The organism is Pseudomonas sp. CGJS7, from assembly GCF_036961695.1.
Map to the genome: position 1 here is coordinate 1 of NZ_JBAMDI010000012.1, position 25399 is coordinate 25399.

At 61.8% G+C, this 25399-nt stretch carries 25 protein-coding genes and 1 pseudogene; 14 read left to right on the top strand and 12 right to left on the bottom strand.

Features of this window, described 5'->3' with window-relative positions:
* Nucleotides 1–536: 536 nt before the first annotated feature.
* The 7 genes from V7787_RS09785 (at nt 537) to V7787_RS09815 (ending at nt 8095) form a co-directional block, all read left to right on the top strand.
* Nucleotides 537–1433, top strand: a complete 897-nt coding sequence (locus V7787_RS09785; protein ID WP_020193031.1) for a nitrilase family protein — start codon at nt 537–539, stop codon at nt 1431–1433.
* A 10-nt stretch (nt 1434–1443) separates the two neighbouring features.
* Complete coding sequence (locus tag V7787_RS09790) at nt 1444–2598, top strand: hypothetical protein (RefSeq protein WP_198748095.1); 1155 nt, start codon at nt 1444–1446, stop codon at nt 2596–2598.
* The gene (locus V7787_RS09795; RefSeq protein WP_198748094.1) at nt 2595–3584 is read left to right on the top strand and encodes an asparaginase domain-containing protein; all 990 of its coding nucleotides are present in this window, start codon (nt 2595–2597) and stop codon (nt 3582–3584) included. Before V7787_RS09790 ends, V7787_RS09795 begins: the two co-directional genes overlap by 4 nt.
* 91 nt (nt 3585–3675) lie before the next feature.
* Nucleotides 3676–4227, top strand: coding sequence for a UPF0149 family protein (locus V7787_RS09800; protein WP_198748093.1), 552 nt, complete (start codon nt 3676–3678; stop codon nt 4225–4227).
* 169 nt (nt 4228–4396) lie between these two features.
* Nucleotides 4397–5026 carry a glutathione S-transferase family protein gene (locus tag V7787_RS09805; protein WP_064492310.1) on the top strand — a complete coding sequence of 210 codons (630 nt, stop codon included), beginning with the start codon at nt 4397–4399 and terminating at the stop codon, nt 5024–5026.
* A gap of 27 nt (nt 5027–5053) precedes the next feature.
* Nucleotides 5054–7090 (top strand): pyridoxamine 5'-phosphate oxidase family protein, encoded by a 2037-nt coding sequence (locus V7787_RS09810; RefSeq protein WP_198748092.1) that lies wholly within the window; start codon nt 5054–5056, stop codon nt 7088–7090.
* Between the two features lie 108 nt (nt 7091–7198).
* Nucleotides 7199–8095, top strand: a complete 897-nt coding sequence (locus V7787_RS09815; RefSeq protein WP_014589967.1) for a LysR family transcriptional regulator — start codon at nt 7199–7201, stop codon at nt 8093–8095.
* Between the two features lie 72 nt (nt 8096–8167).
* On the opposite strand, the gene V7787_RS09820 is transcribed toward V7787_RS09815, so the two are convergent.
* The 8 genes from V7787_RS09820 to V7787_RS09855 form a co-directional block, all read right to left on the bottom strand.
* A complete protein-coding gene (locus tag V7787_RS09820) occupies nt 8168–9037 on the bottom strand; it encodes an aldose epimerase family protein (RefSeq protein WP_198748091.1) in 870 nt (289 codons plus the stop codon).
* 24 nt (nt 9038–9061) lie between these two features.
* A complete protein-coding gene (locus tag V7787_RS09825; protein ID WP_198748090.1) occupies nt 9062–9985 on the bottom strand; it encodes an EamA family transporter in 924 nt (307 codons plus the stop codon).
* Nucleotides 9986–10039: 54 nt separating this feature from the next.
* Nucleotides 10040–11320: a TRAP transporter large permease gene (locus V7787_RS09830; protein WP_003254833.1), complete on the bottom strand. Its 1281-nt coding sequence runs from the start codon at nt 11318–11320 to the stop codon at nt 10040–10042.
* Nucleotides 11321–11848, bottom strand: coding sequence for a TRAP transporter small permease (locus V7787_RS09835; protein WP_003254832.1), 528 nt, complete (start codon nt 11846–11848; stop codon nt 11321–11323).
* Between the two features lie 66 nt (nt 11849–11914).
* Nucleotides 11915–12886 carry a TRAP transporter substrate-binding protein gene (locus V7787_RS09840; RefSeq protein ID WP_064492306.1) on the bottom strand — a complete coding sequence of 324 codons (972 nt, stop codon included), beginning with the start codon at nt 12884–12886 and terminating at the stop codon, nt 11915–11917.
* Nucleotides 12887–12950: 64 nt separating this feature from the next.
* Nucleotides 12951–13832 (bottom strand): glucurono-1,5-lactonase, encoded by an 882-nt coding sequence (locus V7787_RS09845; RefSeq protein ID WP_336087700.1) that lies wholly within the window; start codon nt 13830–13832, stop codon nt 12951–12953.
* 22 nt (nt 13833–13854) lie between these two features.
* Entirely contained in the window at nt 13855–14661 is an 807-nt protein-coding gene (locus V7787_RS09850; protein ID WP_064492304.1) for an NAD-dependent epimerase/dehydratase family protein, read from the bottom strand.
* A gap of 384 nt (nt 14662–15045) precedes the next feature.
* The gene (locus V7787_RS09855; protein ID WP_336087702.1) at nt 15046–16284 is read right to left on the bottom strand and encodes an OprD family porin; all 1239 of its coding nucleotides are present in this window, start codon (nt 16282–16284) and stop codon (nt 15046–15048) included.
* Between the two features lie 819 nt (nt 16285–17103).
* On the opposite strand from V7787_RS09855, the gene V7787_RS09860 reads away from it, so the two are divergent.
* The 4 genes and pseudogenes from V7787_RS09860 (at nt 17104) to V7787_RS09875 (ending at nt 19997) form a co-directional block, all read left to right on the top strand.
* A complete protein-coding gene (locus V7787_RS09860) occupies nt 17104–17343 on the top strand; it encodes a type II toxin-antitoxin system RelB/DinJ family antitoxin (protein ID WP_064492302.1) in 240 nt (79 codons plus the stop codon).
* Nucleotides 17333–17662 (top strand): type II toxin-antitoxin system RelE family toxin, encoded by a 330-nt coding sequence (locus tag V7787_RS09865; protein ID WP_064492301.1) that lies wholly within the window; start codon nt 17333–17335, stop codon nt 17660–17662. The genes V7787_RS09860 and V7787_RS09865 overlap by 11 nt, the downstream gene beginning before the upstream one ends.
* A 541-nt stretch (nt 17663–18203) precedes the next feature.
* A pseudogene (locus V7787_RS09870) lies at nt 18204–19532 on the top strand (IS110-like element ISPpu9 family transposase).
* A 276-nt stretch (nt 19533–19808) separates the two neighbouring features.
* Nucleotides 19809–19997 carry a hypothetical protein gene (locus V7787_RS09875; protein ID WP_003250541.1) on the top strand — a complete coding sequence of 63 codons (189 nt, stop codon included), beginning with the start codon at nt 19809–19811 and terminating at the stop codon, nt 19995–19997.
* A gap of 4 nt (nt 19998–20001) precedes the next feature.
* Here V7787_RS09875 and V7787_RS09880 read toward each other — a convergent pair whose 3' ends face one another.
* The 3 genes from V7787_RS09880 to nhaR all read right to left on the bottom strand — a co-directional run bounded on the left by V7787_RS09880 (nt 20002) and on the right by nhaR (nt 22940).
* The gene (locus V7787_RS09880) at nt 20002–20649 is read right to left on the bottom strand and encodes a YceH family protein (protein WP_104887383.1); all 648 of its coding nucleotides are present in this window, start codon (nt 20647–20649) and stop codon (nt 20002–20004) included.
* Between the two features lie 88 nt (nt 20650–20737).
* Nucleotides 20738–21949, bottom strand: coding sequence for a serine/threonine transporter SstT (gene sstT, locus V7787_RS09885; RefSeq protein WP_180689635.1), 1212 nt, complete (start codon nt 21947–21949; stop codon nt 20738–20740).
* Between the two features lie 97 nt (nt 21950–22046).
* Complete coding sequence (nhaR, locus tag V7787_RS09890) at nt 22047–22940, bottom strand: transcriptional activator NhaR (RefSeq protein WP_004573709.1); 894 nt, start codon at nt 22938–22940, stop codon at nt 22047–22049.
* Nucleotides 22941–23072: 132 nt separating this feature from the next.
* On the opposite strand from nhaR, the gene V7787_RS09895 reads away from it, so the two are divergent.
* Complete coding sequence (locus V7787_RS09895) at nt 23073–23312, top strand: hypothetical protein (RefSeq protein ID WP_020191237.1); 240 nt, start codon at nt 23073–23075, stop codon at nt 23310–23312.
* A gap of 28 nt (nt 23313–23340) precedes the next feature.
* The gene (locus tag V7787_RS09900; protein ID WP_003250551.1) at nt 23341–24093 is read left to right on the top strand and encodes a TerC family protein; all 753 of its coding nucleotides are present in this window, start codon (nt 23341–23343) and stop codon (nt 24091–24093) included.
* Between the two features lie 129 nt (nt 24094–24222).
* Here V7787_RS09900 and V7787_RS09905 read toward each other — a convergent pair whose 3' ends face one another.
* On the bottom strand, nt 24223–24396 hold the full coding sequence (locus tag V7787_RS09905; protein ID WP_196766183.1) for a hypothetical protein: 174 nt from the start codon (nt 24394–24396) through the stop codon (nt 24223–24225).
* Between the two features lie 166 nt (nt 24397–24562).
* Here V7787_RS09905 and V7787_RS09910 point away from each other — a divergent pair, with 166 nt between their 5' ends.
* Nucleotides 24563–25297, top strand: a complete 735-nt coding sequence (locus tag V7787_RS09910; RefSeq protein WP_003250555.1) for a peptidase C39 family protein — start codon at nt 24563–24565, stop codon at nt 25295–25297.
* The last annotated feature ends 102 nt before the right edge of the window (nt 25298–25399 follow it).

The window sequence follows — 25399 nt, forward strand, 5'->3', positions numbered from 1 at the left end:
GCCCTGATCGCTGCAAGGCGGCACCCACAGGTATCTCACGATCCTGTAGGTGCCGTCGGGTGGTAACCACTTTATGCCTCTCGCAATTGATCATTCTCAGGTTCTCTACTCATGGAGAACACGAGAACATGACTATTGGTTCAACACACAACCATCCTGCCGATCTGGCCATCGACCCATTACTGCCCACGCAGCCGTGGGCCGCGCGTTTCCCTAACCCCCCGGATCTCGACTACCGCCGTCTTATCGAACAAGAGGCCGGTTGCCGCACGTGCCACACACTCCATTCACCGCACTTGCATGTCGGCGCCTGAGTTACTGGGTTGCTTCAGCCCAGTTCAATGGCGGCTTTACCCTCGAGTACTACCCCCACTATCAGGTTGGGAAATAACGGCGTACGGGCCATTTTGTAGGGGGAGTCCTACTGCCATTATGTGACTTTCCTCTGGTCCCATAGGACTCTCCTGACTGTCGCTCCCTGACCCAACATCGCTTTACTGGCGTCCTTCCAAAACAACCACAAAAAGGAAGCCGCCATGTCTGAATCCTGTTCCCCCGTCAGCCCCGTACGTATCGCTGTCATCCAGTACGACCCTCAGGTCGGTCTTGAGCACTGTGAGAGTAACGTGAGCAGAGGCCTGGCATTGGCCCGGCGCGCAGCACGCGAAGGTGCGAACCTGATCGTACTGCCTGAACTGGCCAACACGGGCTACACCTTCAACTCCCGTGCCGAAGCCTATTCCCATGCGCAGGTGCTGCAGGACGGCCCTTGCCTGAAAACCTGGGCGGACTTCGCCAGGCAATACCAGGTATACCTGGCTGCGGGGTTTGCCGAACGCGACGGGCTGAAGCTCTACGACAGTGCTGTCCTGTTTGGCCCCGAAGGCCTGCTTGGGCATTACCGCAAAGCGCACCTGTGGAACCAGGAAAAGCTCTGGTTCACCCCCGGTGACCTGGGGTTCCCGGTATTCGAGACGCCTATCGGCCGTATCGGCCTGCTGATCTGCTGGGACATCTGGTTCCCGGAAGTACCACGGGTGATGGCCGCGCAAGGTGCCGACATCATCTGCAGCCTCAACAACTGGGTATGGACCCCGCCGCCGTTGTTCGATGATGCAGGGCGCTGCATGGCCTCGTACCTGACCATGACGGCAGCGCATGTCAACAACGTTTATATCGCCGCCGCGAACCGTGTCGGCAGCGAGCGGGGCGGGCGCTTCCTGGGCTGCTCGCTGATCGCCGGTACCAATGGCTGGCCGATCGGCGAGGTGGGCAGTGCAGAAGCCGAGGAGATCATCTATGCCGATGTCGATTTGAGCAGTGCACGCTCGGCACCGATCTGGAACAGCCTCAACGACCTGCCAAGAGACCGGCGCACCGACCTCTACGATGCCACCCTTGGCTATCGCTTGCATGCACCTATGCCACGTTGAGGAGTTGCGAATGAACACGCTCTTCTTCTCACGACAGCAGTATTGGCTTGCGTTGATTTTCGGCTGCCTGCTGGTGTTTCTCGCTGCAAGCCTTGGCCATGGCCAATGGCTGGATTATGCACAGAGGGTGGCGACGCTCGATGAGCCGCTCAGCCGCTTGCGCTGGATTGTTGGTGATATCAGTGAAGTGGCTTTCTACAAGCACGAACTGCCCGCGCTGGGCTTGCTGCTGGGGGCGTGCCTGGCGCACTGGGCGCAGCTGCGAGGGTACCGGTGGCAGGGCTTTGCCATCTGCTATGGCAGCGGATTATGGCCATGGGTGTTTACCAGCTCGTTTTTGGGTTTGCTGCTTAGCCATGTGTTGTGGGGATGGACCTTGGCCAGTGGCACCTGGCAACCCACCTTCGTTGCCTTCGTGTCATTGCCGGCAGCCATGGTCTTGCTTTTTGGTGCGGGCTGGCGGGTGACGATCACAGGGGCGCTACTGGGGGCACTACTGGTAACACCGGCCAGCCTGCTGATGGTCAATTACCTGTGTTATCCCCTGCAGTTACCAGTGGTAGTGGGCAATGTGAGTGGCATGGCAGCGGCAAGCGTGGTGGCCTTCATCCTGTGCAAGCGCTTTCCTTCATGGGTACGCCAATGCGGTGAACCCACCGTCGTGGCGCCGGTTGTCAATCAGCCTGACTACGGTGTGGTCTGGACTTTGCGACGCGTTCTGGCCGACTTCAGCGAAGCCCCATTCTTTGGTAATGAGCTGGCCAGCCTCGGGCTATTGCTGGGTGTGTTGCTGGCATACCTGTTGAGCCCGGCTGCACTGTCCTACGGTTCTATGCTGGTGATGCAGATAGTGGCCGGGCAGGCCCTGGCATCCCTGGTCGGGGTTGTACTCTGGCGTGGACAGTGGAAAGTCCGTGGGTGGTACCCTACCTACATTCCGATTGTGTCGATCGTCCCGGCCGCGGTGTTGACACATGGCGGCAGTTGGCAAGTGGTGGTGGCCAGTGCAGTGCTGGGTGCCCTGGTGGCTCCGCCGCTGGCAGTGGCGATCACTCAGCGGTTGCCGGCCTATGTGCATGGCTACATCGGCAATGTGGTGTCGATGGCCATCTGCACGCTTGGCATCGTGCCGGTAGTCGGGTTGATTGTGGGGGGAGAAGCATGAGTGAACATTCGAGCCTGCCCAGGCTGTCGATCGCTACTCTGGGCGGCACGGTCAGTATGCAGGCCTGTGCTGTCGGGGATGGTGTAACGCCAAGCCTGGATTGTGAGCGGCAACTGCTTCAGGTTCCACAATTGCGCGAGATGGCGCAGTTGAACGTTGCTTCATTGTGCCTGCTCCCCAGTGCATCGCTGGGCTTCGCGACGTTGCTGCAGGTGCTGGCATGGGCCCGTGGCGAGGTGGAGCGCGGAGCTCAGGCCTTGGTATTGAGCCAAGGGACCGACAGCCTTGAGGAAACGGCCTATTTCCTGGATCTGCTCTGGCCATTCGATGTGCCGTTGGTGATGACCGGTGCCATGCGCTCGGCGAGTCAGCCGGGCAATGATGGGCCGGCCAACTTGTTGGCTGCGGCTCAGGTTGCATTGGCACAAGACAGCCGTGGGCGAGGTGTGCTTGTGGTCATGAATGATCAGGTCCACTGCGCGGCAAGGGTTCGCAAGACGGCCAGCCTGGCGATGGCGGCATTCGAGTCGCCCGGATGTGGCCCGTTGGGCGACGTTGTGGAGGGTGTTGTGTTGTATCGCCATCCGCCCGGGCGACGGAAAGTGTTGCCGTTACCGTATCGCACCGACCAGCGCGTTGCCCTGCTGGAAGCCTGCCTGGACGCGGACACGGCGCTGCTGCGGGCTGTGGCCACATTGGGTTATGAGGGGTTGGTCATCGCCGGTTTCGGTGCTGGGCATGTTTCCGCCAGTTGGTCCGAAGTGCTGGAACACCTGGCGCCCACCTTGCCGGTCATGGTTGCTACGCGCACAGGTAGGGGGCCTACAGCCCGGGCAACCTACGGGTTTGCTGGTGCAGAGATCGACCTGCAGAAAAAAGGCGTCTACATGGCTGGGCAACTCTGCCCGCGCAAATGCCGCATCTTGCTGTGGCTGCTGATAGGCACCGACCGGCAACATGAGCTGCAGGACTGGTTGCAGCCCTGAACCATCTGCCCGCGCGGGTGTTCGCGCGGGCAGCCCTTCCGGCGTTGCTGTGCTAGGGTGCACACACTTTTGCTTCCCAGGATTCTTACCCATGCTCCCCGTACTCAGCGAAAAAGAACTCGACCGCCTCGAAGACCTGCTGATCACCTATGGCAATGACTACTCGGTGCTGAACCTGGCCGAGCTCAATGGCTTTTTCGTCGCGCTGGCCAGTTCGCCGATCACTGTCCTCCCGGAGCAATGGCTGCCCGCGGTGGCGGGTGGCAAGGTACCGAAGTTCAAGAAGCCCGCGCATGAGGAGGCCTACACGGCATTGATGCTGCGTTATGCCAGCCAGGTGGCAGAAGAACTCAGCAATGGTGTCGACCAGTTCGAGCCGCTGTTCGAGGAAAGCGAGGGCGAACAGGGCACTGTGATCGTGATGGAGGAGTGGTGTTTCGGCTACATGCGCGGTACCCAGATTGCCGGTTGGGGCGAGTTGCCACCGGAGCAGGACCTGCTGCTCAAGGCCATTTCGCTACATGGGCTGGAAGATAATTTCGAGCTGCTGGACCAGATGAGCGAAGAGGATATCCAGGCCTGTGTACCGCAGGTGGTCGAGGCTGCGCGTGGGCTGTACCGACATTTCAAAAAGCTGCACTGATCGGATCGTTGGCTAGCGCTCACCTGCAGGCGCCAGCGCAAGTGTTTGGAAACCATTATTCCGCCCTGCGAAATTATGGTTTCCCCTGCGCACTGATTCTGCTGCCAGCCGATCCAGTGCAGCATGTGCTCCATCAGCCCCGTCCCGGCGCTGACCAGGAGCCAAGCCCATGTCGAACCCGATCAAGCTCTACAACTTCCCCAAGTCTGGCCATGCCCATCGCATCGAGTTGATGCTCTCGCTACTGAACCTGCCCACCGAGCTGGTGTTCGTCGACCTGGCCAAAGGTGCGCACAAGCAGCCGGACTTCCTCGCCCTCAACCCGTTCGGCCAGGTTCCAGTCATCGATGACAACGGCACCGTGATTGCCGACTCCAACGCCATCCTCGTCTACCTGGCCAAAAAGTATGACAACGGTGCCTGGCTGCCCGAAGAACCTGCCGCCGCCGCCCGGGTGCAACGCTGGCTATCAGTCGCTGCCGGCCCGCTGGCCTTTGGCCCGGCCGCCGCCCGCCTGGTCACGGTGTTCGGGGCTTCGTTCAATACCGACGAAGTGATTTCCCGCGCCCACACCTTGCTCAAGGTGATCGATGCCGAGTTGGCCAACACGCCATTCCTGACGGGTAGCACACCCACCATCGCGGACATTGCCAACTACTCGTACATCGCTCACGCCCCCGAAGGCAATGTGTCGCTGGAGCCCTATGCCAATGTGCGCAACTGGCTGGCGCGGATCGAGGCTCTGCCGCGTTTCGTCCCCATGCCGCGCACCGTGATCGGGCTGCAAACCCACGCCTGAAACCCCGCCATCGCGAGGAACGCCGCCATGCAACAATCTCCTGATCACCGCCCCTCGCCCTGGCATGCGGGTGAAAAGACCCTGCAGGAAAAGGTCGGTGTAGCAGAACGCATGGAGGCGTTCGGGCAAAAGGTCATTCGTGACCACATGCCCGACCAGCACCGGACGTTCTATCACCAGTTACCGTTCATGGTCGCCGCCAGTGTGGATGCCCAGGGTCGGCCTTGGGCCACGCTGCTGGAAGGGCCGGAAGGGTTCGTAAGCTCGCCTGACCCTCGTATGCTGACGATCCACACCACGTTGCCAGCAGATGACCCCGCCACCCCCGGGTTGGCAGCCGGGCAGGCGGTCGGCCTGCTGGGGATCGAACTGCACACCCGTCGGCGCAATCGCATCAACGGGCAGATCCGCCACGCTGCCCAAGGGCAACTGCAAGTGGCCGTAGAGCAGGCGTTTGGCAACTGCCCGCAGTACATCCAGTTGCGTGACTACACCCGCGTCACCGAACCCGCCCTCGGGCGCATCGATGCGACAACACTGGATACCTCGACCGTCAGCATGATCCAGGCGGCCGATACCTTCTTCGTCGCCAGCTATGTCGAGCATGCTGACGGCCAGCGCTCGGTAGATGTCTCTCACCGTGGTGGCCGGCCAGGGTTCATCAAGGTCGAAGGCAATCGGCTGACGATTCCCGACTATGCTGGCAATCTGCATTTCAACACCTTGGGTAATCTGGTGGTCAACCCGCGGGCCGGCTTGCTGTTCATCGACTTCAAAAATGGCAATGTGTTGCAACTGTACGGGCGTGCCGAGGTGCTGCTGGACAGCCCGGCCATCCAGGCCTTTGAAGGCGCTGAGCGGTTATGGACACTGCAGGTCGAGCAGGTGGTGTGGCGTCCGGCAGCCGTTGCCCTGCGCTGGGCTTTCAAGGAGTACGCGCCGACCAGTCTGATGACCAGTACCTGGGCCGAGGCCGATGCGCGCCTGGAGCAGCGGCAACAACAGCGCCAATGGCTGGCCTGGCGGGTGCTGCGGGTGGAGCAGGAAAGCCGCGACATCCGCTCGTTCTATCTCGAACCACCGGCAGGCTGCCGTGTGGCCTTTGCCCCTGGCCAGCATCTGCCTGTGCAAGTGCCGCGTGATGGCGAGCCGGCGCTGATCCGCACCTACAGCCTTTCAAGTGCCCCCGACGATGGATTCTTGCGCATCAGCGTCAAAGCCCAGGGCCCGGCTTCGCGGTATCTGCATGAGCGCGTTGTGGCCGGCGATGTGTTGAATGTGCGGCCGCCGATGGGCAGCTTCACGCTTGACCAGCAAAGCACGCGCCCGTTGGTGCTGATCGGCGCGGGCGTGGGCATCACGCCGTTGCTGGCCATGCTGCGCCAGCAGTTGAGGACAGGGCAGGCCCGGCGCATTCATCTGTTCCATGGCGCACGCAGCCTGGCCGACTTGCCGTTCCAGCAGGAACTGGCGGCCTTGCGGCAACAGGCTGGCGATCTACTGCAGGTTCACCGCGCCCTGAGCCAGCCTGAAGGGCACGCGCAGGTCGGTCGTGATTACGAGTTTGCCGGCCGGTTGGGTATCGAACAGGTCAAGGCCACGCTGGCGTTGGACGACTACGATTTCTACCTGTGTGGGCCGGGCAGCTTCACCCAGCAGCTTTACGAAGGGCTGCGTGGGGTGCATGTGCCGGATGCGCGGATTCACGCCGAAGCGTTTGGCCCGTCGACGCTGCGGCGGCACACCGACGCAGACCAGCCAATCTTGCAACAGCCGCCTGCCGCCGACGAACCGGTGCCGGTGTATTTTGCTGCGTCGGCCAAGGAGGCTCGCTGGGTTCCCGGTAGCGGCACCTTGCTGGAACTGGCCGAGGCGCGTGGGCTGGCACCGGAGTTCAGTTGCCGGGGTGGTTCGTGTGGTACCTGCAAGACCCGGCTGGTGAGCGGCCAGGTGCATTATCCGAATCCGCCGGCAGAGTTGCCGGAGGCAGGGTCGGTGCTGATCTGTTGTGCTGTGCCAGCGAAGGGGGAGGAGGGGATGCAGGCGTTGGTGCTGGATGTCTGATTGAAGCCAGTCGTAGGAGCGGGCTTGCCCGCGAAGAGGCCGGCACAGCTAACACCACGCATCCAGATGAACGATAATCCGCACGCCCCATTACCCTCAGGAGCCCGCATGGACCAGATCCACCTGATGAAGGTATTCGTCGCCGTCGGCGAGCTGGAAAGCTTCGCCGCGGCTGCCCGCCGTCTGGACATTTCTGCGGCCGCCGTCACCCGCGCCGTCAGCGCCCTGGAAGAGCAGCTCGGGGTCAAACTGTTGCTGCGTACAACCCGCAGCGTGCGTCTGACCGAGGCCGGCGGCCGCTATCTGGAAGACACCCGGCACATTCTCGCCAGTATTCACGAGGCCAATGAAGCCGCTGCCGGCATCAACGCGACGCCCAGGGGCGACCTGGCGGTGACCGCGCCGATTTTGTTCGGCAAGAAGTTCGTCATGCCGTGCATCGTCCGTTACCTGCAGCAGTACCCGGAAGTCGACGTTTCCGCGTTTTTTCTCGACCGCGTGGTGAACATGGTCGAGGAGGGCATGGACGTGGCCGTGCGCATCGGGCCGTTGCCCGACTCCGGGTTGAAGGCGTTGCGGGTGGGCAGGGTGCGGCGCATGTTGTGTGCCTCGCCCGACTACCTGGCGCGCCATGGTGTGCCGAAGCACCCGTCGGACCTGGCCGGGCATGCGATAATCGGCACCACCAACCTGTCGCCGCGTGCGGGTTGGCGCTTCGGAGTGACCGACGAGCCGACCTTGGTGCGCATGAAGCCGCGGCTGACGGTCACCAGCAATGACGGGGCAATCGCAGCTGCCAGCGGCGGGCTGGGGATTGCCCGGCTGCTGTCGTACCAGGTGGCAGACGAACTGGCCAGCGGGCAGTTGCAGGTGCTGCTGGCCGAGTACGAAGAGGCGCCCTGGCCCATTCATGTGCTGCACCGCGAAAGCAAGTACGGGTCGGCCAAGGTCAGGGCCTTTATCGACATGCTGGCGCAAGGATTGCGCGATCAGCAGCTGGATTAACGTCGTACAGCGGGTCGAAAAGGATGCCAGACAATGTTCGCTATCGTGGCGGCCCTTTTTCAGGCAACCTGCTCACAACGCCCGATACTGCATCCTGAACCCCAGGTTCATTGCCTCCCCCTGGTGCAGCAACCGCAATCCTGGTCGCCCTGGCAGGTGGTGCGCATTGATGGGGTGGCTAACCGGCTCAAAGCAGAAAAAGCCTTGCCCTTGCGGGCAAAACAGCAAGAAGTGTTCAGCCCCGCTGGCACTGCACGCCAGTCGATAACCCGCGCTGGGTTGTTCGATCACACATTCCCCTGGCCAGCCACTGAAGGCGTGATCAACCACTGTCTCGGGTAAACGCCCCATGGCATTGAAGCGCCATTGTTCGGGCACCTCGGCCTGGTACGACGGCAACCGCCCATCCTCTGCCAGCCACACTTTGCGTGCCGATGCGTACAACTTGGTATCGGGATACCTCGGAAAGTAAGGGTGCAACCCCAACCCGTACCAGTTGGCCGACTCATCCAGATGGGTTACATGCAGGTCCAGGTTCAGGCACCCCTCATGCAGATGCACATCCAGCGTGGCCCGGTAAGCAAACGGCACAGCACTGTCTAGCGTCAGCCGTGCTCGCTGTTCACTGTGATGCTCCACCTGCCAGGCCTGTTGCCAGGCACTGCCATGGATCGGGTAAGGGTCATGCCCGGTATTCGGTGCCAGTGCCTGCCACCCCTCGGGCCGGGCAAAGCCACCCTCGCCAATGCGGTTGGACCAAGGCGCCAGTGGGTAGCAGGCGAGGCGTCGTGGCGTACCACTTTTCAGTGCGGCCAGGTCGGAATGGCGCAGCAGCGCTTGCCCGGTCGCTTTCACTTCCCAGTTGACCAGGCTGGCGCCCAACTCCGGAGCCAGGCTCAGGCGGGTCAGGCGGTCCTGCAGGTGCAGTTCGGTCGCAGACATTCAAGGCTCCATTTAAATGAACAATCAATTGGCCCGACGGTAGGTGAGCAGCACGATGCCGCACACCACCACCGCGCCGCCGAGTAATTGCAGGGTGCCCAGTTGCTGATCGAGCAAGGCCCAGCCCAGCAGTAGCGTGGCGATGGGTTCGACGTTCATCACGGGTGCGTTCTGCGCCATGTTCAGCCTTGGCACACAAACAAACAGCAAGGTGAAGGCCAAGCCATACAGCACTACAAGGCTGGTCAAGGCCGCCCAGCCACCGCTGCTGCCTGGCAATGACAAACCGGACGGCATCACGCCGCTTGCGCCTGCAACCAGCATGCTGGAGAACACGATCAGCAAAGTCAGCAGGCTGCGCACGGGGCCGCGCACGCTGGCCAGTTTATGGTCGGTGATCCACAAGGCGCAGGCAAAGGCACAGGCGGCGCCGAAGGCCAGGCTGACCCCTGGCACCCAGTGCGGGTTGGCCGCACCGCTGTCGGCCAGGCGTGCCGGCACATCCAGCGCCAGCACCAGGCCGCACAGGATCAGGCCCATGAACAGCACGGTGCGGCCCGTGGGGCGTGCGCCGCCCAGCGCCCAGGTGAGCAGCGCCAGCAGCATCGGGAAGGTGTTGCCCACCAGCAGCGCCAAAGCCACTGGAATACGCGCCACCGCCGAGTACAGGCACAGGCTCTGGGTGGCAATCAGCAGGCCGAGCAGCAGCTGCCACCGGCGCGCACCAGCGGGCAGGGCCAGGGCCTGGCGTTGCCACAGCAGCAGCCCGGCCAGTACCAGGAACGTGATGCCTGAGCGGCAGAGAATCGCCAGCAGCACGCCGGTGCCGTCATCGAAGGCGATGCGCGCGGCGATGTGGTTGCCAGCGAATGAACAGGCCAGCAGGGCGAGCAGGGCGATGGCCAGTTTGCGTGGGAAAAGCGGTACAACCGAGGAGGGAACAGCCATGTGCAGGATCCATTTGCAAGAGCCCAGGGGCCGCCAAGCGGCCCCCGTTCATAATTACAGCACCACGCTAGGCAGCCACAGCGAGATCGCTGGAATGTAAGTCACTGCCATCAGCACCAGGAACAGCGCCAGGTAGAACGGCATCAGCGCCTTCACCGTCGACTCGATACTCACCTTGCCGATGGCCGAGCCGACAAACAACACCGCTCCCACCGGCGGGGTGATCAGCCCGATACCCAGGTTCACCAACATGATCATGCCAAAGTGCACCGGGTCCACGCCGATACCGGTAATCACCGGCAGCAGGATCGGCGTAAGGATCAGGATCAGCGGCGCCATGTCCATCACCGTGCCCAGCAGCAACAACATGAAGTTGATGCACATCAGGATCACGTAGCGGTTGTCCGACAGGGTCAGGAACGCCGTGGTGATCTTCGACGGGATCTGCATCAGCGTCATTACGTAGCCGAAGCTGGCGGCAAAGCCGATCAGGATCATCACGATGGAGATGGTCCGTACTGTGCGGTGCATCAGCTTGGGCAGGTCGCGCCACTTGTAGTCGCGGTAGATGAACATGGTCACGAAGAACGACCACACCACTGCCACGGCTGCCGATTCGGTGGCGGTGAACACCCCCGACAGGATACCGCCGAGGATGATGACCATGGCCATCAGGCCCCACAGCGCCTCACCGGCAATTTTCAGCGCCTGGCGCAGCGGGATCACTTCGCCCTTGGGGTAGTTGCGCTTCTTGGCGAACAACAGGCACAGGCCCATCATCACCGCGCTCAGCAGCAGGCCGGGCATCACCCCCGCCATGAACAGCGAGGCGATCGACACCGTGCCGCCCGCCGCCAGCGAGTACAGCACCGAGTTGTGGCTGGGCGGGGTCAGCAGCGCCTGCACCGAGCCGCTGACGGTCACGGCGGTGGAAAATTCACGCGGGTAGCCTTTGCGCTCCATCTCCGGGATCAGCACCGAGCCCACCGAGGCGGTATCGGCTACCGACGAGCCGGAAATCGCACCGAAGAAGGTCGAGGCCATGATGTTGACCAGCGACAGCCCGCCACGCACGAAGCCCACCAGCACACCGGCAAAGGCCACCAGCCGGCGTGACATGCCGCCTTCGGCCATGATCGCGCCGGCCAGCACGAAGAATGGAATGGCCAGCAGCGAGAACTTGTTAACCCCACTGGCCACCTGGATCATCATCGCCTGCAGCGGGATGTCGATCCACCAGGCGCCGATCAGTGCCGACAGGCCCAGGGCGTAGGCTACCGGCATGCCGATCAGAATCAGCACGATGAAACTGCCCAACAGAATGAACGCTTCCATTTACGCAGCTCCTTCGTTTTCTTCGACCAGATCAAAGCGCACGACCTTGCGGTTGCTCTGATCGCCCAGCAGGAGTTTTTCCAGCACGAACACCAGCGTCAGCACGCCGCCGACCGGGATCGGCGCGTAAGTCATGCCGACCCGCACACCGGGCAGCGAGGCCAGCGACTGGTTCCAGGTGGTGATGCACAGCCGGGTGCCGTAATAGGTCATGAACACGCACACCACGATCATCAGCAGTTGTACCAGCAGGGCGACCAGCTGGCGCTGCAGCGGCGGCAACCGGTCGGTAATCATCCCCACCGCCATATGCGCCCCGGCGCGATAGCTGGCGGCGGCACCAACGAAGGTGAATACCACCATCAGCAGGATAGAGACTGGCTCTGGCCAGCTGGAGCCGGTGCCCAGCACGTAGCGGGCGAAGATGCCCCACGGGATGATCAGCGTCATGGCCAGGATCGACAGGCCCGCGATCCAGATGCAACTGCGGTACAGCGTGTCGTTCACGCTCAGGAAAAGCGATTTCATAGGCATCACCAAAGCGGCAGGGCGGCGGCGGCCGCACTGCCGAGGTCGTCTTGGAAGGGGCTGGTATTACTGGACGGCGTCGATACGCTTCATCAGGTCGGCGTACGGCGCGCCGTACTTCTCGCGTACCGATGCGGTGGCTTCGAAGAACGGTTTCTTATCGACAGTGATGAACTCGACACCGGCGGCCTTGAGCTTCTCTTCGCTGGCGGCAGACTTGGCGTCCCACAGCGCACGCTCTTCCATCTGTGCTTCGCGCGCGACCTTTTTCACCAGCACCTGCTGCTCCGGAGTGAGCTTGTTCCAGGTGGTCTTGGACATCACCACCGGCTCCGGCAGGATCAGGTGGCCGGTCAGGGTGTAGTACTTGGCGCTCTGGAAATGGTTGTGCTCAAGCAAGGTCGGCGGGTTGTTCTCGGCGCCGTCGATCACCCCGGTTTGCAGGGCACTGAAGATTTCCCCGGTGTCCATGGCGATGCCGTTGCCGCCCATGGCGTTCATCATGTCGATGAACAGTGGGTTGCCCTGTACGCGAATCTTCATGCCCTTGAGGTCTTCCAGGCTGCGCACCGGCTTTTTCGTGTAGATGCTGCGCGAGCCGCCATCCATCCAGGCCAGGGCCACCAGGTTGAAATCGGAATTGGTGATCTTGTCGAGGATTTCCTGGCCGATCTCGCCGTCGATGATCTTGCGCATGTGATCATGGTCGCGGAACACGAACGGCATGTTGAATACGTTCACATCCGGCACCACCGGGCCGACGATCCCCAGGCTGACGCGGGTCATCTGCACGGCGCCGATCTGAGCCTGTTCGATCACTTCCTTTTCCGATCCCAGCACGCCGCCGGCGAACATCTTGAAGGTAATGTCGCCATTGCTGGCCTGTTCCAGCTTTTTACCCATGTTCTGCTCGGCGACCACGGTCGGGTAGCCGGCCGGGTGGATTTCGGCGAACTTGATGTCCAGCGCCGAGGCGGGCATGGCCACGCTGAAGGCGAACGGGAGTACGGCAAGAAGCAGCTTGCGTTTGAACGTCATGATGAAACTCCGTGGTTTTTATTATCTGGTTTCGTGGGTGCAAGTGTGGGTGTGGCACGGCGCGTCAGCCCCGGTAGGCAGGTTCCTCCAGGCCCTTGGTGCCAGGGTCGAGGGCAAATACCCCGCCAGCCAGGGGCTGGTCGCTGAGGTCGATGCCCGTGGGGCGGATCGAGGTGACGTACAGAATGTCCAGGCTGGCGCCGCCAAAGGCGCACATTGCCGGCTTTTTCACCGGCACGCTGAGTGATCGGTCGAGGCGACCTTCGGGGGTAAAACGGTGGATCTGCCCGGCGTCGTTGCCGCAGATCCAGTAGCAGCCGTCCTGGTCGATGGCGGCGCCATCCGGGCGGCCGGGGTAGTTGCGCATGTCGACGAACAGCTGCTTGCCGTGCGGTGTGCCGCTGTCGATGTCGTAGTCGAAAGCCCATACCTTCTGCACGTTCGGGTGCGAGTCGGACAGGTACATGCGCTTGCCGTCGGGGCTGAACGCCAGGCCGTTGGGCACGATCATGCCATCCTGCTGCAGGTGCAGGTGGCCTTCGCCGTCATGCCGGTACAGCGCGCCCACGTGGGCACCTTGCTGCATGTCCAGCAGCATGGTCCCGGCCCAGAAGCGGCCCTGACGGTCGCAGCGGCCATCGTTGAAGCGCATGCCGGCCTGGGCGTGCTGCACGTTGCTGAGCAGCCGGCTGTCCAGGCTGCCGTCCGCCTTGGCCTGGAGCTGGAAGATGCCGCTTTCCATGCCCGCAACCCAGCCCTGACCGCTGCGGGCGATGCAGGCCAGCATCTCGTCGCCTTGCCAGCACTGGTGTTTGCCATCGGCCGCTTGCCAGCGATGCAATTGGCGAGCGGGAATGTCTACCCAGTACAGGGCCTGTTCACCGGGGTGCCACACAGGGCTTTCGCCGGTACCGTTGCGGGCGTCGACGATCAGTTCGCAGTTCATGGCCGTGCCTCCTGGCGAGGGATCAGTTGAACGGGCCGGCCACGGCGAAAGCGCCGCCCTGGTAGACCATGCTCGGGTCATCGGCGGCGGGTGCCGGTTGGGCCTCCACGGCTGCGCGGAAGGTTTCGGAGCTGTCCTTGGGTACATAGCCCAGGTGCGCGGCATGGCGGTTGTCCCACCACACGGTGCGATTGTCGGAGGCGCCGTAGACGATGGTGTGGCCAACCCCGGGGGTGAACAGCCCGCGTTCGATCAACTGCACCAGGTCGTCGTAACTGAGCCAGGTGCAGAGCATGCGCAGGTTTTGTGGCTGCGGGAACGACGAGCCGATGCGAATGCTGACGGTCTCGATGCCGTAGCGGTCAAAGTAGAAGCTGGCCACATCTTCGCCGTAGCACTTGGACAGCCCGTAATAGCTGTCGGGACGGCGCGGCGCGTGAGCGTCGATGCGCTCATCCTGGCGATAGAAACCGATGGTGTGGTTGGAGCTGGCGAAGATGATGCGCTTGACCCCGTGCTTGCGCGCCGCCTCGTACACGTGGAACACGCCGCAGATATTGGGGCCGAGAATCTCTTCGAAGGCGTGTTCGGTAGAAACCCCGCCAAAGTGGATGATGGCGTCCACGCCTTCGACCAGGGCATGCACCGCAGCCTTGTCGGCCAGGTCGCAGGTAATGACTTCTTCATGCGGGCCCGCGGCCGGGGCCATGGGGCTGATGTCAGACAGGCGCAGGACCTCGGCGTAGCCTTGCAGGCGTTCGCGAAGGACCTTGCCCAGGCCGCCTGCGGCTCCGGTGAGCAGCAGGCGATTGAAGGGGGTAGTGGTCATGGCCGGCTCTTGTTGTTAGTTGTTGTAGGTTGTCGTATGACTTGGGTGATTATTGGCGGTGGTTCTGTGTGTTGTCAATGAGGCTTGGGCGGCTTTTGCCGGCCTTTTCGCGGGTAAGAAATGCGAAAGGCCTGCGCGGTCGCCCGTAGGAGCGGGTTTACCCGCGAAGAGGCCGGCCCTGCTGGCCAATCCCCACCCGCCGTCCACCGTCTCCGCCGCCACCGCATTCGCGGGTAAACCCGCTCCTACACACATCGGTGGTTGGCCACGGGCCGCCGTAGGAGCGGGTTTACCCGCGAAAGGGCCGGCCCTGCTGGCCAATCCCCACCCGCCATTCACCGTCGCCGCCGCCACCGTATTCCCGGGTAAACCCGCATTTCTTGATCAGAGCAACGACAGCGGATAGTTGAAGATCAACCGGTTCTCATCGAACTCGTTATTGCTGTAATCCCGGCGAATCGACGAGTTACGCCATTTCACGCTCAAATCCTTGAGCGCCCCGCTCTGGATCACATACGCAAGCTCCGTTTCACGCACCCACTCCTTGCCATCGGTCACGCCCCCGCTGTGCACATCGCGCCCGCTGATGTAGCGGTTCATAAGGGTCAACCCCGGTACCCCGACGGTGACGAAGTTGAAGTCATGGCGTACCTGCCACGAACGCTCGTTGGCATTGTCGAAGCTGGAGTTGTAACTGTCGTTGGCCAAGGTCCCGCCACTGGTGCCGTTCACCCGCATCCAGGTATCACCATCGACTTTCTGCAGCCCCACCCAGAAGGTGCTGCCGCCGTACTTGGCCGAGAACATCCCCGAGTAGGTCTTGTTATCCAGTTCACCAGCGCGCCTGGAGCCGTCGTCATCGCCATGGAAGTAGCCGAGGTTCGCACCCAGGGTCCAGTCACCCACCGGCTGGCTGTGGCTCAGTTGCAGGTATTGCTGCTGGTACACGTCCTTCAGCACCGCATTCCACAGCCCCACCAGCGTGCGGTCCTGGTTGAACTTGTACTCGCCGCCGACGAAGTTGAAACGGTCCGACACGCCGCCGCCGTAGCTCATGTCTTCCATGCTCGCGTCGTTACGCGGGCTGTTGCCGCGGAACTGGCCGCCGTACAGGGTCAGCCCTGCGATTTCGTTGGAGGTAACCTGCCCGCCACGGAATGTTTGCGGCAACGAACGCCCGTCGTCCGAACGCAGAATCGGCAGCACCGGCATCCATTCACCGATCTTCAGTTCGGTCTTGGAAATACGCGCCTTGCCCGCCACCGCCAGGCGCCCGTAATCGTCGGCTGGCCGGCCATCGTCATGGCGAGGCAGCAACGCCGTGCCATAGGTACCGCCACCGCCGTCGAGCTTGACCGACCACAGCCCCAGCACATCCACGCCGAAGCCGATTGGCCCTTCTGTGAACCCCGAGCGGGCATCGAGAATGAAGCTTTGCGTCCACTCCTCGGCCTTGCTTTGCGGGTTGCTGGGGTTGGTGAAGTTGCGGTTGATGTAGAAGTTGCGCAGCCCGAGGGTGGCCTTGCTGTCCTCGACAAATCCCGCGGCCAGGCTGGTGCCCGGCAGGCCGGCGATAACCCCGGCGCCAAGCAGGGCGAAGGGTAGGGTGTGGCAGATTTTCATTATTGTTGTGCTCCCTAAGGGTGTGGCGTGCCCGTCCACCGGGCACGCGCAAGCGGCCTGCGGCAGGGGCGGGTAGATAACGGGCCGGTCAGGGCCAGGGGTGAACGCGCGGTAACCGGGCGCTACGTACTGGCTGGTGTACGCGAGCTGGCCGGGGGAAGAGGGGTGTGCAACAGGTGCGGGTGCAGCGGGATGGGTGTCGACATGGGTTCGTCCACGGATTGTTGTTTTTGTTATGTGTTGTCGTACAACTATGGGCGATTATTAGCAAGGGGAAGGTGGGCTGTCAACGGCTGATAGTTGAGTAATAAGGATCCAAGGACGCGAAATCCGGGCTGCAGAAGCTCTACCGTGGACTCTGTACAGACATACTACGACTGGGGCTCTCGCGCCGTACGCGATCCTCTGTGCGGGCATGCCCCCATTGCCTGCCTCGCACCTCAAACCGGGGACATGGTTTACAAATCAAATCGAATCAGCAGTGGTCCCATCCGCGAGCATGCGCTATCTTCAGATCTGGCCTCGCCCTCGACCACTCAGACTGGCATGTCCAGTCCCGGCATCCTCGTTGGTGCCGTACCCCTCCTGTCGGCGTGGGCGAGGCCTCTTCCTTTTCCGCAACGCTTCCCGGCTAAGATCGAGCGCTCCCTGGCGCCACGGCCGCCAGCTATCTTGGCAAATCTCCCGTGCTACGCGATTCCCTGGGTGGCCTTGTGCCGCGAAAGGGCCGCACAGCGGCCCCGGCAAACAATCCATCATTGCAGAATCACCAAGATCAGTGCGCTGTAATGACAGTCGTCTTTACATGAGGGCCAAGCCATGGCTTCCATCAACATCCGCGTCGACGATGATCTCAAAGCCCGCGCCTACAAAGAGCTCGAGCGCCTCGGTGTAACCCCCTCCGAGCTCATGCGGCAGGCTCTGCAATATGTCGCTGAGCGGGGCAAGCTACCCTTCAGGCCAGTCCTTATGACCGAGGAAGATGAAGACCTCATTGCGACCGTACAAGAGCGTCTTGGTTCTCCGCAGCGCGTGAGGGTCCAGCTGGATGACCTATAGCCTCGACTTCGATGCCCGCGCATTGAAGGAGTGGAAGAAGCTGGGCGATACCGTGCGTCAGCAGTTCAAGAAGAAACTGGCAGAGGTCCTGCTGAAATCTCGAATCGAGGCAAACCGCCTTCACTCGCTGCCAGATTGCTACAAAATAAAGCTTCGCAGCAGTGGGTACAGGCTGGTCTATCAGGTCATTGACCAAGAGATCGTGGTTCTTGTCGTCGCTGTCGATCGTCGTGAGCGGGACCAAGCTCACAAAAAGGCTGCTGAGCGACTTGAGTGGGCCTATAGGGTTTGGCAGCCCCAGGCCAAAATCTCAAGGTAAAACACCGCCTCAAAGCTAGAGCTGTGCTTCGGTGGGAGCGGGCGTGCCCGCGAAGAATCCGACTCGGTGAATGGCACCGGCTTCGCCGGTGTTCGCGACGGTTCAACGCCTCGATGAACCCACACAGGTCCCCCATCAGCCCAGAGGGCTCATTGCCAAGTCAGGCAGACCAGCTTGCTAGGTAACGCCGGCAAACTGCGATCTCTGTAGGAGATCACCCAGCCCTTCCGGGCTGCGCTGTCGCGCAGCAAACATGAGGTGTACGGCTTCAGTTCCGCAGCGACGCTGACATTTTGAAAAAGAAAAGGCGGTTGGCCCGGTAGGGCCAGCCGCCTTTTGCTTTGTTAGGGTTCGTGTGCGCGGGACAGAGATCGTAGCCAGCACTGGTGTGTGTCCGCACACCCGCGTAGGAGAGTGATCCGCACGGTATCGGCGTGAAGTCCCTGTAGGCATCAGCTGATTCAGCTGTGACCACGTATGAGAGAGTGAACCCTTTCGCCACCGTGTGCCCCGCGCGCCCTTTATCCTGCGAGGATTCATCATGGCGCGCAAGCCTTCCAAGCAACGCTTTACCGTCGTCCATCCCGATTGCGCGGCGATCGATGTCGGTGGTCGAGAGCATTTCGTGGCGGTCGATCCCCGGCACGAAAATCCCGTCCAGTCGTTCACGTCCTTTACTGACGACCTGCTCAAGATGGCTAACTGACTTGAAAGCCTGGGGATCAAGGTCGTTGCCATGGAATCCACGGGGGTTTATTGGATTCCAATTTACGAGATTCTCAGCGAGCGCGGTTTTGAGGTTTATCTCGTCAATGCCAGAGCAACTCGGCAAATCACGGGCCGTAAATCAGATGTGTTGGATTGCCAGTGGATTTGGCAGCTGATGACTCATGGACTGCTCAGAGGCGCATTCCGCCCCGATGATCTGACCTGCTGCGTCCGGTCATTGGTCAGGCAGCGTGCTTCCAAAGTGAAAGACCAGGCGCAGACGCTGAACCGGATGCAAAAGGCCATGAGCCAAATGAACATCCAGCTGGCCAATGTCATCAGTGATATTTCCGGTGTAACTGGCATGAAGATTTTGCGAGCCATCTGCGCAGGTGAACGGGACCCATCGCAATTGGCTGAACTAACCGACCGCCGCATCAAGGCAGGCAAGGAGGCTGTCGCTCGGAGTCTTCATGGCAATTGGCGGCGCGAGCATTTGCATGCGCTAACTCAGGAATTGGCTGCCTATGACTTCCTGGAGCAGCAAATTGCTGATTGTGACGACGCCATAAAAGCCGCGTTAGAGCAGTTGCCGGTGCTGCAAAACAAGCCAGAGCCATCCAATAAGCCTTTACGGAGCCCACACCGAAACGGTGCCCAACAGACTGAATTGCATCAGACATTGTGGAAAGTTCTTGGCGTGGACCTAACCGCAATTCCAACCATTGGGGTGGACACTGCATTAGTGCTGGCAGGGGAGATCGGTACAGATCTATCACGCTTCCCGTCCTCACAGCACTTCTGCTCTTGGTTGGGACTGGCTCCCCCTACCCGAATTTCCGGCGGTCATCGACTGGCAGGTGGCGGGCCCAAAATAGTCAATCGAGCAGCTCAAGCACTCAAGCAGGCTGCATCCAATGCCCGTAACGACAAGGGTTTCATTGGCGCATCGCACCGAGCCAGACTGACTCGAATGGATACCAGCTGCGCCATCAAGGCCACTGCGCATCAGTTGGCACGTCTGGTGTACAACCTGTTAACCAAGAAGCAGGCTTATGTTGAACAAGGTCTTGAGGAGTTCGAAACCAGAAGCCAAGACCGGCAGGTCCGGGCTTTGCTTCGCAAAGCCCGGAAACTGGGGTATCAGCTGGTGGCCGCTTGAGTGCTTAGAAAACAGTGGGTTGCATTTTGTTTGATGAGAGCGGGTTCACCCGCGAAGAGGCCGTCCCTGCTGGCCAGTCTCCACCCGTCGTTCACCGTTGCCGCCGCTACCGTATTCGCGGGTAACCCGCTCCTACGCAGATTGGTGGTGGACACACCTCGGGGGGTGGACGCAGGCCGTCGTGTAGGAGCGGGTTTACCCGCGAAAGGGCCGGTGCAAGCAAAGCAGCACCTGAAGGTGTCTATGCTTACTGCAGACCCCTCAGGAATCACACCCATGACCCTGATCAGCCGCGAACCCTGGTGGCTAGTCCCCCCAAAGCCCGGGCAGCAAGAGCAGGACCTGCACTGGGGCTACCTGGAAATCTACGCCGACGGTCGCGCTGTGTTTGTCGACCAGCGCCCCACTGACCGGGAACTGGCCGAGCGCAAGAGCTGCCGCAATTTCCCCGACCCCGAGCCGTGACGGCTCAGCCTTCCAGCTCAGCCAGGCGCGCTTCCAGCGCCGCAATGCGGGCTTCGAGGGCTTCGATGCGGTCTTCTGACACACTGCCGCCAGTGGTGCGCGCGCCGCCTTCCTGCTGCCGTGCAGCGAGAATCGCCTCGATTTCCGCCGGGTCGCCCAAGGCATGGGTGTAGCGGTCTTCACGCTGGCCGGCCTGGCGTGGCAGGTGCAAGGCCAGGTCCCGCGAGATCAGGCGCTCCAGCTGATGCTGGATCTGCTCGGTGTCGTCAAAGTCGTGCAGGCGGTTGCTACGGGTCAGCAGTTCGTTGAGGGTTTGCGGGCCCCGCAGGAACATCAGGCCCATCAGCACCAACTGCGCGGGCACCAGCTCCAGTGCCTTGTCTACCCGATGTTCCCAGCGGTCGGCACGGCTGCCCATCTGCAGGCGGGTCATGCCCTGACCTTCGAGGGCGCGCAATGCCTGGCCGACCTGGCCTTGGGTGAGGTTCATCACCGGCTCGCGGCTGGTCTTCTGGTTGCAGGCCAGGACCAGGGCATTGAGGGTCAGCGGGTAGCTTTCCGGGCTGGTGGCCTGCTTTTCGATCAGCGAGCCGAGAACGCGGATCTCGATGCTGTTGAAGCGGCCTTCACCTGCGGTTTCGTGTTCTGACATGGCCCTGTCTCGTGGCTGGGGAAAGGCCACTAGGGTAGGTAATGCCATCGCGTAAGGCAATTGGGGCCGCAAAGCGGCCCCGGCCCTCTTAGCCGTTGCGCTGCTCTTGAGCCTGGCATGCCGCGGCAGTGAACAGCACATCGGTCGAAGAATTCAGCGCCGTTTCGGCCGAGTCCTGCAGCACGCCGATGATGAAGCCCACCGCAACCACCTGCATGGCAATTTCGCTTGGGATGCCAAACAGGCTGCACGCCAGCGGAATCAGCAGCAGCGAACCCCCGGCCACGCCCGAGGCGCCGCAGGCGCACACTGCTGCCACCACGCTGAGAAGCACGGCAGTCGGCAGGTCCACCTGGATACCCAGGGTATGCACTGCGGCCAGGGTGAGCACGGTAATGGTGATCGCCGCACCGGCCATGTTGATGGTCGCGCCCAGCGGGATCGACACCGAGTAGGTGTCTTCATGCAGGCCAAGGCGTTCCGACAACGCCAGGTTCACCGGGATGTTTGCGGCCGAGCTGCGGGTGAAGAACGCGGTAATACCGCTTTCACGCAGGCACAGCAGCGTCAGCGGGTAGGGGTTGCGGCGGATCTTCCAGAACACGATCAGTGGGTTCATCACCAACGCCACGAACAGCATGCAGCCGATCAGTACCGCCAACAGGTGCAGGTAGCCGAGCAGCGCGTCCAGGCCCGACTGGGCCAGGGTGGAACTGACCAGGCCAAAGATGCCCAGCGGGGCGAAGCGGATGACCACGCGCACGATCAGGGTTACACCCGTGGACAGGTCTTCGACCACGGTACGGGTGGTTTCGCCGGCGTGGCGCAGGGCCACACCCAAGCCGATGGCCCACGTCAGCACGCCGATGAAGTTGGCATTGAGCAGGGCATTGACCGGGTTGTCTACCGCACTCAGCAGCAGGTTCTGCAGCACCTCGGTGATGCCGCCTGGCGCGCTCAGCGTGGCTTCGCTGGTGCTTAGTGCCAGGTGCGACGGGAACAGCATGCTGGCAACCACGGCCACCACTGCTGCGGCAAAGGTGCCCAGCAGGTACAGCCAGAGGATCGGGCGAATGTGGGTTTCCTGGCCGTGACGATGGTTGGCGACCGAAGCCATGACCAGGATGAACACCAGCACGGGCGCAACCGCCTTCAGGGCGCTGACAAACACCTTGCCAAGAAAGGCCAGGTCGCGGGCGATGGCAGGTGCCAGCAGGGCGAGGGCGATGCCGGCGAGCAGGCCGATGACGATCTGAGTCACCAGGCTGGTGCGGTTGAGGAAGCGGAGGAGAGGGGTCATGTGCAGCGGTATCTCGGAATCTGGAAAGGGCGGACTTTACCATAGAGCACCTATGGCGCATGTCGGGCCGTGTTCTTTGTCAATCAGGCTTTTGCGGCTACCAGTGAAACAACTCCCGCCGGGCCCCCTCGGTAATCGCCACGATCCCTGGGTGCTTGACCTTGCGCTCCACCGAAATGGCATAGAACGATTCGTGCACGGCCTCGGTCTGCCCGATCAGTTGCACGCCATACTGACGGCACACCTCCTCGGCGATTACGCTGGGCGCTACGAAAATGCCGCTGCCCGACTGTCCGAACGCTTGCATCAAGGCACTGTCATCGAACTCCCCCACGATCCGTGGCTGCACCTGCTGCTCGCCCAGCCACCGCAGCAAGCGGCTGCTTACCACGGTCTCCTGGCCGGGAACCAGCAGCGGAGCATCCTGCAGGCAAGCTGGAAAAGGACCTTCAAGCCGTTGTGCCAGCGCCGGGGTGGCGAAGAAGCTCAGCCCGCACTCGCCCAGCTTTTGGCTGTAGCACTTGATGTCCAGGTGGTTAGGCATGGGGCTGTCGGATATCACCAGGTCCAGGCGCTGGATAGCCAGGTCTGCCAGTAACCGCTCAAGTTTGTCCTCGCGGCAGTTGATGCGCAGCACCTCCTCCAGGTCCATGGTCGGTGCCAGCAGGCGGTAGACAATGGATTTGGGCACCACGTCAGCCACCCCCACACGGAACAGAATCTGCTCTTGAGGGCCGGCACGCAGCATGGCTTCAAGCTCGCTGCCGATCTGAAACATCTGCTCTGCATACACCAGGGCCTGACGGCCGGTTTCTGTCAGTTCCAGCTGCCGGCCGGCGCGCTGGAACAGTTCCAGGCCGTAGGTTTGCTCGAACAGGGTGATCTGCCCGCTGATGGTTTGCGGTGTGAGGTTCAGCTGTTGGCTGGCGCGGGTGATGCTGCCCGTCTTGGCCACGGCCCAGAAGTAATGCAACTGGCGATAGTTAAGCACCGTCGGTCGTTCCGATTCGTAAAAACCGAAGTATATGCCATGAAAATACGAATTTTCCTGAACTATTGCCGTCTCTAGAATGCACGGCTATCAGGCGCCATGCGCCGCCGGGTTATTTCAAGCGAGGACACCATGCTGCAACTCAAATCCATAGGCACCCCGTTGGTGCTGGCTTTGGCCCTGTTCACCCTGGCAGGCTGCGACCAGGCCGAGAAATCCGCGCAGCAGATGCTCGATCAGGCCGCGCAGTCGGCCAAGCAAGCCATCGACGACACCAACAAGGCTGCCCAGCAGGCGCTGAGCGAAGCCATCGGCAGCGAAGGGCAGAAGCCCAAGGATGCCGAGAAGAAAGAAGAAACCCAGGAAATCTGACCCCAACCGCTGCTGCAGGATTTGAACAATGGAATATTTGCTGGAACTCGCCGCTAGCCCTACCGCCTGGGTTGCCCTGGCTACGCTGGTGGCCATGGAAGTTGTACTGGGCATCGACAACCTGATCTTCATCTCGATCCTGACCAACAAATTGCCGGTGGAGTACCGCTCCAAGGCGCGGCGTATCGGTATCAGCATGGCCTTGGTCATGCGACTGGCCTTGCTCAGCACCGTGGCCTGGATCGTCCAGTTGACCGACCCGGTGTTCGAAGTGTTCGGCAACGCCTTCTCGTGGAAAGATGTGATCCTGATTGCCGGTGGTCTGTTCCTGCTGTGGAAGGCGACCAAGGAAATTCACGAAAACGTCGACCCGCATGGCGCCAAGGAGGAAGCCAAGGTCTCCTCCACGGTTACCCTGGGCTTTGCTGCGGCGATTTTCCAGATCCTGCTGCTGGACATCGTCTTCTCGGTCGACAGCATCATCACCGCCGTGGGCATGACCGAGCACCTGCCGATCATGATTATCGCCGTTATCACGGCTGTGATCGTGATGATGGTGGCCGCCGACCCGCTGGCCAACTTCATCAACGACAACCCGACCGTGGTCATGCTTGCGCTGGGCTTCCTCATCATGATCGGCATGACGCTGATCGCCGAAGGCTTTGGCGCCCATGTACCCAAGGGCTATGTGTATGCGGCCATGGCGTTCTCGACGGCTATCGAGGTCCTCAACATCCTGGCCCGCCGAGCGCGTCTGAAGCGTGAGGCGGCTGAAGGTTGATGTAAAAAAGGGGCGCTTCGCGTCCCTTTCGCGGACAAGCCCGCTTCCACAGGTACCTCGCGTGGCACTGACATTGCGAATACCTGTGCAGCGGGCTTGTCAGTCAGTGGGCTTCGGGAAATCCTGAGGTTAGCTCACCCCGGCATGCCGCCGCGCCCGCCTTACTGGCTGTGGCTTGGCGGGTGCCTGCGGTGGCAGGTGGTGTACATGACGCCGCACGATACGCAGTACACCCCACAGCATGGCGGCTGCGACGCTCAGCCACATGCCTACCAGCATGAGAATTGCCATGGTCAGGCTCATCTGTGCCTCCATCTTTGCGGCAAGCGCTTGATTGGGCCGCGTTTACCTTCCAGACACTGCTTTAGTCTAGCCCTTCGTCTGTGACGTTCCATCGAACAATGGTCTATCTCTAGGGCCGATTCGCTCCAAGGCGCTGTCGGACTATACCCGCGCCGCTGTCGGACCTATGATCGGTGGCCAGAGCCGGGCGCTGCCTGCCTGGCGTTGGAACAAGCGAGTGTCCATGGAGCAACATTCCTTCAAGGCTGCCCCCCGGCGGCTACTGGCTGCCTGCCTGCTGGCTGCCACCCTGGCCGGCTGCGCCAGCGCACCGCCCGGCAACCTCAAGGGCCTGCCGCAGCGAGTCGAGATCAGCAGCGTGCCGTTCTACCGTGGCAACGCCAACCACAGCGGGGCCATGGCGCTGGCGGCAGTGCTGTCGCAGCAGGGGGCGCCTATTACGCCGGGCTTGCTGGATAAGCCGCTCAACCTGCCTCAGGGCGCCGAAACGCTGGATACCGCTATTCCCCGTGTGGCGCGGGACTACGGTAGGGTGGTGTACCCGCTGGACAAGCAACTGGACGCGCTGCTGACCCAGGTGGCAGCGGGCAACCCGGTGCTGCTGCGTTACGAGGACGGTTCGGCCTGGTGGAGCGAGCCGCGCTATGCGGTGTTGATGGGCTATGACCGTTACAAGCAGCGGGTGCTGCTGCGCTCGGGCATGCACCGGCGGCAGGTGATGGCATTCGATGAATTTGCATCGGCATGGGAGAAGCAGGGGAGTTGGGCGGTGCTGGTGCAGCCACCTCGGCAACTGCCGGCCCAGGTTGATCGCCAGCGGTGGTTGCATGCTGCGGATGAATTGGCCAAGGCCGGGCAAGAGATTGCGGCGAAGCAGGCGGTCAATAGCCTGAACGAATAGCGTTGCCTGTGCCGGCTTCTTCGCCGGCAAGCCCGCGCCCACAGGATTTGTGCTTATTGCACAGTCCGTGTGGGCGCAGGTTTGCCGGCGAAGAGGCCAGGC

Coding starts and splice junctions, on each gene's coding strand:
- V7787_RS09785 (WP_020193031.1), top strand. CDS start 537: ATGTCTGAATCCTGTTCCCCCGTCAGCCCCGTACGTATCGCTGTCATC.
- V7787_RS09790 (WP_198748095.1), top strand. CDS start 1,444: ATGAACACGCTCTTCTTCTCACGACAGCAGTATTGGCTTGCGTTGATT.
- V7787_RS09795 (WP_198748094.1), top strand. CDS start 2,595: ATGAGTGAACATTCGAGCCTGCCCAGGCTGTCGATCGCTACTCTGGGC.
- V7787_RS09800 (WP_198748093.1), top strand. CDS start 3,676: ATGCTCCCCGTACTCAGCGAAAAAGAACTCGACCGCCTCGAAGACCTG.
- V7787_RS09805 (WP_064492310.1), top strand. CDS start 4,397: ATGTCGAACCCGATCAAGCTCTACAACTTCCCCAAGTCTGGCCATGCC.
- V7787_RS09810 (WP_198748092.1), top strand. CDS start 5,054: ATGCAACAATCTCCTGATCACCGCCCCTCGCCCTGGCATGCGGGTGAA.
- V7787_RS09815 (WP_014589967.1), top strand. CDS start 7,199: ATGGACCAGATCCACCTGATGAAGGTATTCGTCGCCGTCGGCGAGCTG.
- V7787_RS09820 (WP_198748091.1), bottom strand. CDS start 9,037: ATGTCTGCGACCGAACTGCACCTGCAGGACCGCCTGACCCGCCTGAGC.
- V7787_RS09825 (WP_198748090.1), bottom strand. CDS start 9,985: ATGGCTGTTCCCTCCTCGGTTGTACCGCTTTTCCCACGCAAACTGGCC.
- V7787_RS09830 (WP_003254833.1), bottom strand. CDS start 11,320: ATGGAAGCGTTCATTCTGTTGGGCAGTTTCATCGTGCTGATTCTGATC.
- V7787_RS09835 (WP_003254832.1), bottom strand. CDS start 11,848: ATGAAATCGCTTTTCCTGAGCGTGAACGACACGCTGTACCGCAGTTGC.
- V7787_RS09840 (WP_064492306.1), bottom strand. CDS start 12,886: ATGACGTTCAAACGCAAGCTGCTTCTTGCCGTACTCCCGTTCGCCTTC.
- V7787_RS09845 (WP_336087700.1), bottom strand. CDS start 13,832: ATGAACTGCGAACTGATCGTCGACGCCCGCAACGGTACCGGCGAAAGC.
- V7787_RS09850 (WP_064492304.1), bottom strand. CDS start 14,661: ATGACCACTACCCCCTTCAATCGCCTGCTGCTCACCGGAGCCGCAGGC.
- V7787_RS09855 (WP_336087702.1), bottom strand. CDS start 16,284: ATGAAAATCTGCCACACCCTACCCTTCGCCCTGCTTGGCGCCGGGGTT.
- V7787_RS09860 (WP_064492302.1), top strand. CDS start 17,104: ATGGCTTCCATCAACATCCGCGTCGACGATGATCTCAAAGCCCGCGCC.
- V7787_RS09865 (WP_064492301.1), top strand. CDS start 17,333: ATGACCTATAGCCTCGACTTCGATGCCCGCGCATTGAAGGAGTGGAAG.
- V7787_RS09875 (WP_003250541.1), top strand. CDS start 19,809: ATGACCCTGATCAGCCGCGAACCCTGGTGGCTAGTCCCCCCAAAGCCC.
- V7787_RS09880 (WP_104887383.1), bottom strand. CDS start 20,649: ATGTCAGAACACGAAACCGCAGGTGAAGGCCGCTTCAACAGCATCGAG.
- sstT (WP_180689635.1), bottom strand. CDS start 21,949: ATGACCCCTCTCCTCCGCTTCCTCAACCGCACCAGCCTGGTGACTCAG.
- V7787_RS09895 (WP_020191237.1), top strand. CDS start 23,073: ATGCTGCAACTCAAATCCATAGGCACCCCGTTGGTGCTGGCTTTGGCC.
- V7787_RS09900 (WP_003250551.1), top strand. CDS start 23,341: ATGGAATATTTGCTGGAACTCGCCGCTAGCCCTACCGCCTGGGTTGCC.
- V7787_RS09905 (WP_196766183.1), bottom strand. CDS start 24,396: ATGAGCCTGACCATGGCAATTCTCATGCTGGTAGGCATGTGGCTGAGC.
- V7787_RS09910 (WP_003250555.1), top strand. CDS start 24,563: ATGATCGGTGGCCAGAGCCGGGCGCTGCCTGCCTGGCGTTGGAACAAG.